Origin of the sequence: Bacillus sp. 196mf (genome assembly GCF_003217275.1) — a bacterium.
Taxonomy (GTDB): Bacteria; Bacillota; Bacilli; order Bacillales; family Bacillaceae_G; genus Bacillus_A; species Bacillus_A thuringiensis_S.
In genome coordinates, this window is record NZ_QJTG01000019.1 from 49,800 (window position 1) to 62,176 (window position 12,377).

A 12,377-nucleotide genomic window follows, 5' to 3' on the forward strand; every position below is an offset into this window, starting at 1 on the left:
CATTTACAATTCATTTGTTTCGTAATACCATATTTAGAGATAAATTTAACTTTATGCTCCACTAAGTTATAAAAGTGAGGGGTTCTACGTGAAAAATATAAATAAATTGCTTGAAACATTACATTTAGAAAAAAATATTACGCTTGAGGATATTCCAAATGTCGACTTGTATGTAGACCAGGTTGTCCAACTATTTGAAAATACTTATGCGGATACAACAAGAACCGATAATGAAAAAGTATTAACAAAAACAATGATTAACAATTATGCAAAAGGGAAACTGTTTATTCCAATCAAAAATAAAAAATACTCAAAAGAGCATATGATTTTAATTAGCCTAATTTATCAATTAAAAGGGGCCCTTTCCATTAATGACATAAAAAGCTCCTTAGAAAATATAAATGAATCCTTATTAGGCGATGATTCCTTCGAATTAAATACGCTATATAAAGATTATCTTACCCTTACCGAAAACAACGTTGAAAACTTTACGCAAGACGTAAATAACCGTGTTTCAGAAGTAAGTGAGATTTCTTCCTTAGAAAATCCGAACCTAGAGAAATTTTTATTACTAACATCATTTGTGTCGATGAGTAATATGTACAGACGCTTAGCTGAGAAGTTGATTGATGATTTAAAAGAGTCCTAATAACTATCCGAATGATTGTAGTATTTTAGAAATTATATTTTCTAAGTATCCTCTCATGTTTATTTTTCTATTGGAATTTTACTCTTTCAAACTAAAAAAGTACATTTTGCATACTGGCAAAATGTACTTCTCTCTAAAATTATAATTTTTACTGTTTCTTTATTAGTAATTCAAAGCGATCACAATACTCTTTTACTAATAATTTACACATAGCATAGAAAATAAAAACATTAATAGTAACGATAAACATTCCCATATTCGTATTAGAGCCTGCATACAGAACCATTACTAGATTTAAAAAGATTGTTAACGTTAATCCTAAAGCTATTCCTGTCCACTTCATTTCATATAGCAATAAAAAGATGACAAATACTAATGCTGGGAAAGCATATCTCTCATGCATTTGCGTAGGTAACATAAAGAATGCAAAACTTATAAAAGTCGCTGCTTTTAATAGAATTGCCGTATTCATATGGCGATGGAAAAAGACATATAAACAAGTTAATGCCGCTGCAATAGACAAGAGTATTAATCCAACTGTTTTCAATGTAATATGTGGTAAAACTTGAATAGTATCTACCGTATTAGGATCCGTACCAATCGCGTAATACCAAATATTCATAGCAAATACAGTTACCGTTGGGAAAGTACCCACCGCATTTAAATATGCTTGTGTCAACATAGTAATAAATGTTCCATGTGCTGCGAAATAAAGGCCGAATATTAATAACGGGATACAGAACCCTATTATAAATTTAATTAATTGCTTACCTTCTCTTTTTTCAAAAATGATTTTTAGGAAATACATAGCAAATACAGGCGCAATTACGATTGATTGAAATTTAGCTAGTAACGCTATAGCGTAAATAGCACCAGACCAAGTTGGCTTATACATTAGCAATAAAATAGAACTAACCATCAATATACTATGTAACATGTCTACTTGACCCCAAATAGTCCCATCCACTATAACTGCTGGACTAAATGCAAAAAATGTCACTAATGCTGCTCTCACAATCGAATTTTCTATCCTTTTAGAAGCTATAGCAAAAATAATTATAGCCACTACTTCAAATGCAATTGATGGAACTCGAATTAAAACACCAGCAGCATCCACGGATATATTAAAAAATGACAATATCACTCCATAAATACCTAAAAGAGCTAAGAAAAACGGAGGGTAGTTTACTAAATCCCCATGTGCATACACATCACCTAATCCATATTTACCTACCGTGTTCATCCAATCCACGAAAAATAGTTGATCTCGTTCATATCCTTCTAAATGAAATGCTAAATATATTCGTAATAAAAGAGATGCAACAACTACTACCATCAAATAAAAATGAAGCCATTTAAAACTCCACCTATCTTGAGTAAAATTCATTTCATAAACACCGTCCTTATTTTTTATAGCTTACAACAATTAAAATAAAATTGATTTACTTATATAAAAATATACTCCTAAACGAATTAACAATTTTCCCATTAAACGGTAGAAAAAACCAATTAAAAATACTAACATACAAAAAAACAATCGTCAATCACGTATTGGTTAAAGTCCATTCACATTATCCACTCTATAAGTAAGCCCCAAAAAAATATCCACCTTTAAAGTGGATATTTTCATTTATTTAATTGCCTCATGAACTTTTAATTGTTTACCTTTTATCGTTGTATTTCTCATAACCTTTAAAACCAGTGGTCCTTTTCCATTTAATATTTCAACGTAAGAAACGTTATCTTGTATCGTAATAATGCCTATATCTTCTGCTGTAACACCTTTAATTTTAGCAATTGTCCCGACGAAATCTACCGCTCTAATTTTCTTTTTCTTCCCGCCATTAAAGTACAGCTTCATAATGCCTTTGTTTATGTCCGCATTTTTATCTGTCTTTATAATTGGTTTAGCATATATCTTTTCTTCAAATGCAGCTTTCTCTTTCATAACTTCTTCTTTTGAAGGTCCAATTGCCTTTGGAATTTCAAAACCAATATACTCCTCAATCTCTTCTAAAAATCTATTTTCATATGGTGTTATAAATGTAATAGCTTTTCCACTATTTCCAGCTCGTCCCGTTCTTCCAGTACGATGTACATAGCTTTCTTTTTCAAGTGGAATATCATAATTAATAACATGTGTAATATTATCAATATCAATTCCTCTCGCAGCCACGTCTGTTGCTACTAAATAACGGAATTTCCCTTTTCTAAAATCATCCATGACTTCAAAACGATCTTCTTGTACCATACCACCATGTATTTTGTCGCAAGGATAGTTAGCTCGTTTTAACTGTCTATATACATGATCTACATTTTCTTGTGTACGGCAGAAAATAATACAACTATCAGGATTCTCAATCGTTGTTACATCTTTAAGTAGTGAAAGCTTCTCGTCTTCTATCACCTCAAAAAGAGTATGTTCAATTTTATCCGTTGTAATCCCAGCTGCTTTAATTTCGATATGAGTTGGTGAATTCATATATGTACGAGACAATTTTTCAACATCTTCTGGAAGTGTTGCTGAGAATAGCATTGTCATTCTTTTTATAGGTAATTCATCAATAATTGCCTCTACTTGATCGATAAAGCCCATATTTAGCATCTCATCTGCTTCATCAATAACTAAATACTTCAAACACTCTAAAGAAAGGGTACCCTTTTCAATATGATCCAACACACGACCAGGAGTCCCAACTACAATATGTGTCTTTTGCTTTAATTCTAATTTTTGACGTGCAAATGGAGATTTCCCATAAACTGCCGCAGCCTTAATCCTTTTGAATCGACCTATATTTGTAATATCTTCTTTTACCTGTACCGCAAGCTCTCTCGTCGGTGTTAAAACTAATGCTTGTGGTTTATTCTCTTCCCACTCCACCATTTCACAAAGCGGAATACCAAATGAAGCTGTTTTTCCACTTCCAGTCTGGGACTTCACAACAAGATCCTTCTTTTGTAATGCGACTGGAATAACCTCACCTTGTACTTCTGTTGGATGATCATATCCTAACCCAGTAAGCGCCCTTACAATTTCCTTACTTAATTTATAATCAGAAAAACTTTTTTTACTCATATATTAACCTCATTTTATTCTGTATTATTTTCTTTTTTATCTTTTGTATACGTTACTATCACCCTACTTATTATACTTGAAACCTCACATAAAAAGGTGGATCATATCAGATTCATCTTTTTATATAGAAATAAACCTTATCATTTCATATATTGTTCAACTAATTGATAACATCTTTTGCTCGTATTGTTAGCATTAACCCTTTCATAGTACCCTCATCCTACCAAAAAATAAAAAGAATACATACAACCTTGTATAATTATCTCAATTTTTCAACCTTTTTTCATAAACGAACAATACAATTGAAAAAACGTTTTAAATTCGTTTTTAACGTTTTTTTTCAGATATAAAATCTACTTTTTAAAAAAATGTTAAGAAATCCTTTGACTTCTTAATAAAAATAATGTAAATTATCCTATGGACGAACATTTTTGATTAATAAAAATAAAATATTCGTATTTTAGGGGTGTAAATGATGGAAAACGTATTCGACTATGAAGATATTCAATTAATTCCTGCAAAATGTATTGTAAATAGCCGCTCTGAATGTGATACAACTGTCACTTTAGGAAAACATAAATTTAAATTACCTGTCGTGCCTGCAAATATGCAAACGATTATTGATGAAAGAATCGCAACTTATTTAGCTGAAAACAATTACTTCTATATCATGCATCGTTTCCAACCAGAGAAACGAATCTCATTCATTAGAGATATGCAATCACGTGGATTAATCGCTTCTATCAGCGTTGGTGTAAAAGAGGACGAATATGAATTCGTACAACAATTAGCTGCTGAGCAACTTACACCTGAATATATCACGATTGATATCGCACACGGTCATTCTAATGCTGTGATTAACATGATTCAACATATTAAAAAACATTTACCAGAGAGCTTCGTTATCGCTGGAAACGTTGGAACTCCCGAAGCGGTAAGAGAATTAGAAAATGCTGGTGCCGATGCAACAAAAGTTGGTATTGGACCTGGTAAAGTTTGTATTACTAAAATTAAAACAGGCTTCGGAACTGGTGGTTGGCAGCTAGCTGCACTTCGTTGGTGTGCAAAAGCTGCAAGTAAGCCAATTATCGCTGATGGTGGTATTCGTACACACGGCGACGTAGCTAAATCTATTCGATTTGGGGCAACTATGGTCATGATCGGTTCTCTATTCGCTGGTCACGAAGAGTCTCCAGGGGAAACAATTGAAAGAGATGGCAAACTTTATAAAGAATACTTCGGTTCTGCTTCTGAATTCCAAAAGGGTGAGAAGAAAAACGTTGAAGGTAAGAAAATGTTCGTTGAGCATAAAGGTTCTTTAGAAGATACGTTAATCGAAATGGAACAAGATCTTCAATCTTCTATCTCTTACGCTGGTGGAACAAAACTAGATGCTATTCGTACTGTAGATTATGTTGTCGTGAAAAACTCAATTTTTAATGGTGACAAAGTATATTAATTCTTAAAATTAAAAAGAAGGAGAAGCATAGAATTGCTTCTCCTTCTTTTTAATATATAAAAATGTTAAATATTTTTATTTTACTGAATTTTCTAGTATCATATTTTTAGATGCTTTTAATAAGGAGGATATAAGACATGAAAACTATAATTGAGAATCGTCTTGTTCGTGCGAAAGTACCTAACGAACTAAAATGGGATTTGTCTGATTTGTATAAGTCCAATGATGAGTGGCATACCGCATTAAACATATTAGAAAATGATATACAGAAACTTGATGCATTTAAAGGACGTTTACATACTAACTCCACAACTTTATTAAATTGCCTACTTTTAGAAGAAGAGCTTTTAATGAAGTTAACAAAACTGTACTCATATGCAAATTTAAAAGAATCTACTGATCGTACAAATCCAGTTATTCAAGCGAACTCTTCCAAAATTTCTGCTTTATGGACGAAAGTACATACTGCACTATCCTTTATTCATAATGAAATCCTCTCATTCGACGAAGGAACAATTGAAAAATATTTAACTGAAGAAACAAAACTCGAACCTTTCCGTAAGTCGTTACTAGAAATACTCAAAAAAAGGCAGCACACACTCTCTCCTGAAACAGAAGAAACACTTGCTGCACTTGGCGAAGTTCATAGTTCTCCATACAAAATTTACGGCATGACTAAATTGGCAGATATGGATTTCACTTCTATACAAGACGAACAAGGAAACGAACTCCCTGTTTCTTTCGCATTATTTGAAAGCAAATATGAATTTTCTCCAAGCGCATACATACGTAGAAAAGCATACTCATCATTTGTTTCCACCTTGAAACGATATAAAAATACAGTTGCGACAACATATGCTACCGAAGTAAAAAAACAAGTAACACTTTCTCGTTTACGTAAATATGAATCCGTTACCCATATGCTATTAGAACCACAAAAGGTTCCACTTGAAATGTATAACAACCAACTTGATATTATTTATAAAGAATTAGCACCTCATATGCGCCGTTTTGCAGATTTAAAAAAGAAAGCATTAGGACTCGATCAAATGCTTTTCTGCGACTTACATGCACCTTTAGATCCCGAATTTAATCCGACGATTACTTATGAAGAAGCAGCCACGCTCATTCAAGATTCTTTAAAAGTATTAGGCGATGAATATAGTTCCATAATCGAAAAAGGATTCAAAGAAAGATGGGTAGATCTTGCAGATAACGTAGGCAAATCAACAGGGGCATTTTGCTCAAGTCCATACGGCTCTCATCCCTATATTTTAATTACATGGCAAAATACGATGCGTGGATGCTTCACATTAGCACATGAATTTGGACATGCTGGTCATTTCTATTTAGCAAATAAAAACCAACGTATCATGAACGTACGCCCATCTATGTACTTTGTTGAAGCACCATCAACTATGAATGAATTACTATTAGCTCAGCATTTACTAGCGACTACTGACGATAAGAGGATGCGCAGATGGGTCATTCTACAACTACTCGGCACATATTATCACAACTTTGTTACTCATTTACTTGAGGGTGAATACCAACGTAGAGTATATGCTCTAGCAGAAGAAGGACAGCCCCTTACAGCTACAACTTTAACTGAAATTAAAACAAATGTCCTTTCGACATTCTGGGGAGATTCTGTAGAAATCGATGAAGGTGCGGGCTTAACTTGGATGCGTCAGCCTCATTATTATATGGGTCTATATTCTTACACATATTCCGCAGGCCTCACTGCATCTACTGCAGTAGCTCAAATGATTAAAGATGAAGGACAACCTGCTATTGATCGCTGGTTAGATGTGCTTCGCGCTGGTGGTACAATGAAACCACTTGAACTAATGAAACATGCCGGAGTAGATATGTCAAAACCAGATGCAATCCGTCAAGCTGTTTCTTACGTTGGTTCATTAATTGATGAATTAGAGCATTCTTATCAATAATAAAAAATAAGCCCTCGCTTTATGAGGGCTTATTTCATATTTACTTCCCAAACCTTTTACGATATCCACATTTCCTACAAAGCTCTTCAACCGCAACTCTTTTGGAAAATCCATCGACAATGTTTGTTGCTCTTTCACCTTCTATAATGTTAGAAAATGAATCGTTATTAATATTTCCAAGGTTAATAATCCCTTCACCATCTAAACAACAAGGAATAACCGTCCCATTCGCTAAAATCCCTGCTTGATTACGAAGTCCATGACAGAATCCTTTCCCATCATCCTCTTCTTCATGTAATGCTGGCCACTGGAATTCATAGTCTTGATTAATAAAGACACGTTCTGCAATTTTTATACCTTTTCCTGGTGTAAGCTTCTCTTCAATCTGATAAGATAGATCAAATTCATTTTCAATTATGGATAATAACTCCCTATTTTTCTGAATTTCAGCATTTGTTTTATTATCCTGAGTTAAATTCCATAACCTTAACGATACAATTAAATCTGATTGACTTGTCGCTTCCCTAATGAAGGAAAGTATACTCCTTACATAGCCCTCTTTATCTTGCGAACCTGGGTGTCCATCAAAACTATGCAGTGAAAAATTCATTTGTCTTAACGCGGGCTTATTTAACAGCCTATGCCTTCTCTTATTAATTAACGTTCCGTTCGTTGTAATATTAACTTTAAACCCTTTTTCATGACTTAAGTCTAATAGTTGATCTATTTTCGGATGGAGCAACGGCTCCCCCTTCACGTGCAAATAAATGTAGTCTGTGTGAGGTTTAATTTGGTCTAATCTTTTAGCAAAATCCTCTACAGAAATGAATTGCTTCTGCCTTTCCGTCGGCGGACAAAAGCTACACGCAAGATTACATACACTCGTAATCTCCAAGTAAAACTTCTTAAACTTCTTCACCTTTAATTCCTCACTTCTCTAACTACTTATACTTTTTTCCTCTTCATATTACAGCATATTTTTATGGAAATAGAAACATACTTATTTTAGGAAATCTACATACCATCTAATAATATTTAAAAGACCATCGGTAATTTTTGTCCAATGGTCTCTTTATCCTTTTTATATGCAAAGAATAAATTTATTTATGATACGGTTCATCATAACTATTCTAAATAAGCTTATTTTTTATTATTTTCATAATTAAATTTAACAAAAAAGGTAGTGCCTTCTGATCCTGTTTTAATTTCTATTTTTGCATTATGGCGGGCAGCAATGGCATAACATACACCTAACCCCAATCCAGTTCCATTATCTTTGGTCGTGTAAAATGGCGTACCCAGTTTCTCTAATACTTCAGGCCTAATACCTTTTCCTTGATCCTGCACTGCAAGCACCACACAATTTTGACCTTCCTTGTAGGTGCTAATGGTTAGAACTTTCCCTGTATCCATCGCTTCTAAGCCATTACGATATAGATTCATTAATAATTGCCGTATCTCATTACGATTTAAAAGTAATTCCGGAATGTCATTTGTATCGACTTGAATATACTTATTTTGATTGTGCGTATCAACCTTTATTAAAGGAATAATATCGCGGATAATTGAATTTAAATCTAACATCTGTAAATCCAATTTCCTTGTATTCCCCATTGAGAGAAATTCAGTAATAATAGAATTGGCACGGTTAAGTTCTTCAATCATTAAATGAAAGTACTTATTATGTTTCTCATAGGTATTCTCTTCTTTTAATAACTGCAAAAATCCTAGTACCGTTGTCATTGGATTTCTAATTTCATGGCTGATACCTGCTGCCATTTGCCCTATTAAATCAATGTTAGATAATCTTTTCAATTCCTGTTCATATTTCTTTTTTTCCGTTATGTTTTTAAAAATACAGCAAATACCATCATCATACGGGTATGCAATAACTTCGTGCCAATATTCATCTGCAGTAGAAAGAAATTCGAAATGAACTGTAGTTCGCTCTGACATTGCACGATGAAATTCCTTATACATAACTGTGTCGATGTCACTCGGGAAAACATCCCATATATTCTTTCCTAATACATCTTTTGCTGTTTTTCTTTGCGGAAAATATTGGTGCTTATTTACGTACGTAAATTCCCATTTATTATTTAAAGTAAAGAATCCATCCGTAATACATTCAATCACACTTGTAACTTTTTCATTAGCAGCAGCTAGCTCTCCCGTTCGCTCTTCCACTATACTTTCTAGTTTATCCATATATAACAAATTTGAAAACGTAGGGGCTGTGGCATCAACAATAGATTTTGCTAGTTGAATTTGAGAATTATCGTAATTGTGAGCTTTTCCTTCTTTACCAACGACGATTACCCCTAATACTTCTCCCATTGAAACCAATGGAATCATCAATAAATCCTTACTATCTATATTTTTTGTTTGAATAACCTCTTGGATCTTGGCTTCATAGCTTTTCTCTGTCCAATCCGCTTCTGTCCAATCACAGCCCTTACTTAATTTCGTTGTTTTAATCGTTGTTTTGTCTAGCGGATCTAGAAGATGGGCAGTCATATTTTTACTTTCTAAAATCTGATCTAAGTAAAAAAAGCATTTATCAAAACTCTCCTGTATTGAGGCACACATTGATAAATCACGGGTAACATTTAGTAACAGCTGCTTCTCAGCAATAAGGTTTTCCTTTTGTGTTAAATTATTTGCGTTTTGAATTGCGACCGCGGCCATATTTACATAAGCTTCAACACTTTGAATTTCTGAATCTGTTAAGTTCATCGGAATCCCATAATCAAATAAAAAAACCAGACCAAATAACTCTTGCCTAAATGAGATAGGCAGAGCTAATAAGGACTTAATTTTAAACGCATCAACGGGTCTCGGATCTGGTCGATGATCCTTTGAGGTATCAGGAATATAGATGGTTTTTTTCGTTTCAATAACTTCTTTTGCCAGTAAATCTACTTCAGGATCAATTACCTGAGTATCGAGCGTTACGCCATTTATGGTCTCTGGTTTTCCTGCAAACCCTCTAAATGTTCCATCTTCCTGGGGTAAATAAATTCCAACAGCATCGCACCTAACAATCTCCTCTGATATCGCCATTGTCACACGCTGTAATACTTCACGTAGTTCTAATTTTGTATTTATTATTTTTGTTATATTCGCGAGCCTAGAATATCTCGTCTGATCACTTACCATTCACATAGCCTCCAGTTATAGGCATAATAAAATAAATATGATAATATCAGCGTCTTACCTTTGTTTTACATAGAATACCTTACTTATGGTAAGGTTCCCCACGATTAATCCGAAACGCTCTATACACTTGCTCAAGCAACACTAATCGCATTAATTGGTGTGGTAACGTCATCTTTGAAAAAGAAAGTGATTCGTTTGAACGCTTCATTACTTCTGAACTTAGTCCGAGTGATCCACCAATTACAAATGCGACTTTACTCTTTCCGTATGTAGCAAGGCGATCTAGACTTACCGCAAATTCTTCTGATGACTTTTGCTTTCCTTCTATAGCTAATGCAATCACATGCGTGTCATCAGAAATTTTATCCAGTATACGTATACCTTCTTTTTCCTTTACAATTAACATTTCTGCTTCACTTAAATTTTCTGGCGCCTTTTCATCTGGCAATTCAATTACTTCTACTTTTGCGTATGCTGATAATCGTTTTAAGTATTCTGCTATACCTTGTTTCAAATATTTTTCTTTTAATTTCCCAATTGAAATAATCGAGATATTCACACGTATCCTCCACCTTACAAACATGTTATCCACAAAACTTATCCACATATCCACAAACACTACCCACATATTGTGTGAGAATCTGTGTTCGATACAACATATGTCGCCTCATTTTGACAAAATTCACATGTTTTTTTCTCTTTTTCTGAGTTACCCACACTGTTGATAACCGGCGCAACTTCACACTCATCCACAATAATATCTAACGCTAATTCAACATGTTCTAAACAACAAGGTAAATTCATTTTCTTCACCTCACTTTTCTACAATAGAAAACAGGAGGTAGGCCCTCCTGTTTTTAATACTTTTGAATGCCTAATTTCACTGTTGTTGTTACTCTTTTTGTACCACGATAAAACGTAAGAGTCATTTTATCATTAATTTCCTTATCATATAAGGCCGTGCGGAATCCAATAATATCGCGAATCGGTTTTCCATCTACTGCCACAATAACATCATGTTCTCTTAAACCAGCATCCGCGCCTGGCGAAGGACTTTTCACATCCAAAATACAAACTCCTTCTGTTACAGTACCTGGTAAATGTAATGTTTTTGACCAATAATAGTTTGGAATTTCATTTAATGACCTAAGTTCAATCCCAACATACGGTCTTCTTACTTTTCCATACTTCTCAAGTTCATTCATAATCGGAACAGCCCTAGTCACCGGAATAGCAAGTCCGATTCCTTCTACTTCTTTTGCAGCAATTTTCATTGAATTAATACCAATTAATTGTCCTGCTGCATTTACAAGCGCACCGCCACTATTCCCTGGGTTAATCGCCGCATCTGTTTGTAACACTTCTACTTGCCAATCATAATGTCCATCTTGATCTAAATCTACAGGGACAATACGTTCATTAGCTGAAATAATACCTTGCGTAACAGTTCCAGAGAATTGCAGTCCAAGTGGATTTCCAATCGCAATAACTGGCTCTCCTCTACGAACAGTATTAGAATCGCCAATTTCAATTATTTTTTTCACATGCTTTGCATCTATTTCTAATACAGCTAAATCTGTGACTACATCGGTTCCTAATACTTTTCCAGGAACCTTCTTACCGTCACTTAGACTTACTTCAATACGATTCGCTCCAGCTACAACATGATTATTCGTTACAATATAAGCTTGACCATTTGTCTTTTTATAAATTACTCCTGATCCTGTACCAGCCTCTGAATCTGCCTCTGAAAAGTTATCTCGTTGAATGTTAATAACACCCACAACGGCTTCAGATGCACGATCAACAGCATCTACAAAGCTAATCTGTTTAATTCCTTGAGCTTCGGCCATATTACTTCCGCTTGCTTCAGCTTGCGGAAGCGTATCAGCAGAATTTGAAAATAAAGGAGCTCCAAACGCAAATAAAGAAGCTCCTACAATTGTTCCCGCTATACTAGAAAGAACTATACCTTTATGCTTCTTTTTCCCTGCACGTTTCATACGATAATTTTCTTCATCAATAAAGGACATATTTGTTCACCCATCTTCCTGAAAACAACTATATTCACCTTTATTGTTT

Annotated in this window: 10 protein-coding genes; 3 read left to right on the forward strand and 7 right to left on the reverse strand. The window is 34.1% G+C overall.

The window, feature by feature from the left end; translation table 11 throughout:
* Nucleotides 1–88: 88 nt before the first annotated feature.
* The gene (locus ATL10_RS22050) at nucleotides 89–649 is read left to right on the forward strand and encodes a DUF1836 domain-containing protein (RefSeq protein WP_000789961.1); all 561 of its coding nucleotides are present in this window, start codon (nucleotides 89–91) and stop codon (nucleotides 647–649) included.
* Nucleotides 650–797: 148 nt separating this feature from the next.
* Here the strand turns inward: ATL10_RS22050 and ATL10_RS22055 are convergent, their stop codons facing one another.
* The gene (locus ATL10_RS22055; protein WP_002094212.1) at nucleotides 798–2,036 is read right to left on the reverse strand and encodes a hypothetical protein; all 1,239 of its coding nucleotides are present in this window, start codon (nucleotides 2,034–2,036) and stop codon (nucleotides 798–800) included.
* Between the two features lie 243 nt (nucleotides 2,037–2,279).
* Nucleotides 2,280–3,725, reverse strand: a complete 1,446-nt coding sequence (gene dbpA / locus ATL10_RS22060) for an ATP-dependent RNA helicase DbpA (protein ID WP_110497540.1) — start codon at nucleotides 3,723–3,725, stop codon at nucleotides 2,280–2,282.
* Nucleotides 3,726–4,200: 475 nt separating this feature from the next.
* Here dbpA and guaC point away from each other — a divergent pair, with 475 nt between their 5' ends.
* Together guaC and pepF are read left to right on the forward strand one after the other, a co-directional pair.
* Nucleotides 4,201–5,184 carry a GMP reductase gene (guaC, locus tag ATL10_RS22065; protein ID WP_000432447.1) on the forward strand — a complete coding sequence of 328 codons (984 nt, stop codon included), beginning with the start codon at nucleotides 4,201–4,203 and terminating at the stop codon, nucleotides 5,182–5,184.
* 137 nt (nucleotides 5,185–5,321) lie between these two features.
* Nucleotides 5,322–7,136 carry an oligoendopeptidase F gene (gene pepF, locus ATL10_RS22070; RefSeq protein ID WP_110497542.1) on the forward strand — a complete coding sequence of 605 codons (1,815 nt, stop codon included), beginning with the start codon at nucleotides 5,322–5,324 and terminating at the stop codon, nucleotides 7,134–7,136.
* A 40-nt stretch (nucleotides 7,137–7,176) separates the two neighbouring features.
* On the opposite strand, the gene ATL10_RS22075 is transcribed toward pepF, so the two are convergent.
* From ATL10_RS22075 to ATL10_RS22095, 5 genes are all read right to left on the reverse strand, one after another.
* Nucleotides 7,177–8,055, reverse strand: a complete 879-nt coding sequence (locus tag ATL10_RS22075; protein ID WP_000713633.1) for a radical SAM/SPASM domain-containing protein — start codon at nucleotides 8,053–8,055, stop codon at nucleotides 7,177–7,179.
* 221 nt (nucleotides 8,056–8,276) lie between these two features.
* Entirely contained in the window at nucleotides 8,277–10,295 is a 2,019-nt protein-coding gene (locus tag ATL10_RS22080) for a GAF domain-containing sensor histidine kinase (RefSeq protein ID WP_069356595.1), read from the reverse strand.
* Nucleotides 10,296–10,374: 79 nt separating this feature from the next.
* The gene (gene rlmH / locus ATL10_RS22085) at nucleotides 10,375–10,854 is read right to left on the reverse strand and encodes a 23S rRNA (pseudouridine(1915)-N(3))-methyltransferase RlmH (RefSeq protein WP_001027003.1); all 480 of its coding nucleotides are present in this window, start codon (nucleotides 10,852–10,854) and stop codon (nucleotides 10,375–10,377) included.
* A gap of 59 nt (nucleotides 10,855–10,913) precedes the next feature.
* Complete coding sequence (locus ATL10_RS22090) at nucleotides 10,914–11,099, reverse strand: CxxH/CxxC protein (RefSeq protein WP_110497550.1); 186 nt, start codon at nucleotides 11,097–11,099, stop codon at nucleotides 10,914–10,916.
* Between the two features lie 53 nt (nucleotides 11,100–11,152).
* On the reverse strand, nucleotides 11,153–12,328 hold the full coding sequence (locus ATL10_RS22095) for a S1C family serine protease (protein ID WP_000008032.1): 1,176 nt from the start codon (nucleotides 12,326–12,328) through the stop codon (nucleotides 11,153–11,155).
* Nucleotides 12,329–12,377 lie beyond the last annotated feature (49 nt).

Excerpts from the sequence above, each read along its gene's own strand:
- ATL10_RS22055 (WP_002094212.1), bottom strand. The coding sequence starts at position 2,036 with ATGAATTTTACTCAAGATAGGTGGAGTTTTAAATGGCTTCATTTTTAT.
- dbpA (WP_110497540.1), bottom strand. The coding sequence starts at position 3,725 with ATGAGTAAAAAAAGTTTTTCTGATTATAAATTAAGTAAGGAAATTGTA.
- guaC (WP_000432447.1), top strand. The coding sequence starts at position 4,201 with ATGGAAAACGTATTCGACTATGAAGATATTCAATTAATTCCTGCAAAA.
- pepF (WP_110497542.1), top strand. The coding sequence starts at position 5,322 with ATGAAAACTATAATTGAGAATCGTCTTGTTCGTGCGAAAGTACCTAAC.
- ATL10_RS22080 (WP_069356595.1), bottom strand. The coding sequence starts at position 10,295 with ATGGTAAGTGATCAGACGAGATATTCTAGGCTCGCGAATATAACAAAA.
- ATL10_RS22090 (WP_110497550.1), bottom strand. The coding sequence starts at position 11,099 with ATGAATTTACCTTGTTGTTTAGAACATGTTGAATTAGCGTTAGATATT.
- ATL10_RS22095 (WP_000008032.1), bottom strand. The coding sequence starts at position 12,328 with ATGTCCTTTATTGATGAAGAAAATTATCGTATGAAACGTGCAGGGAAA.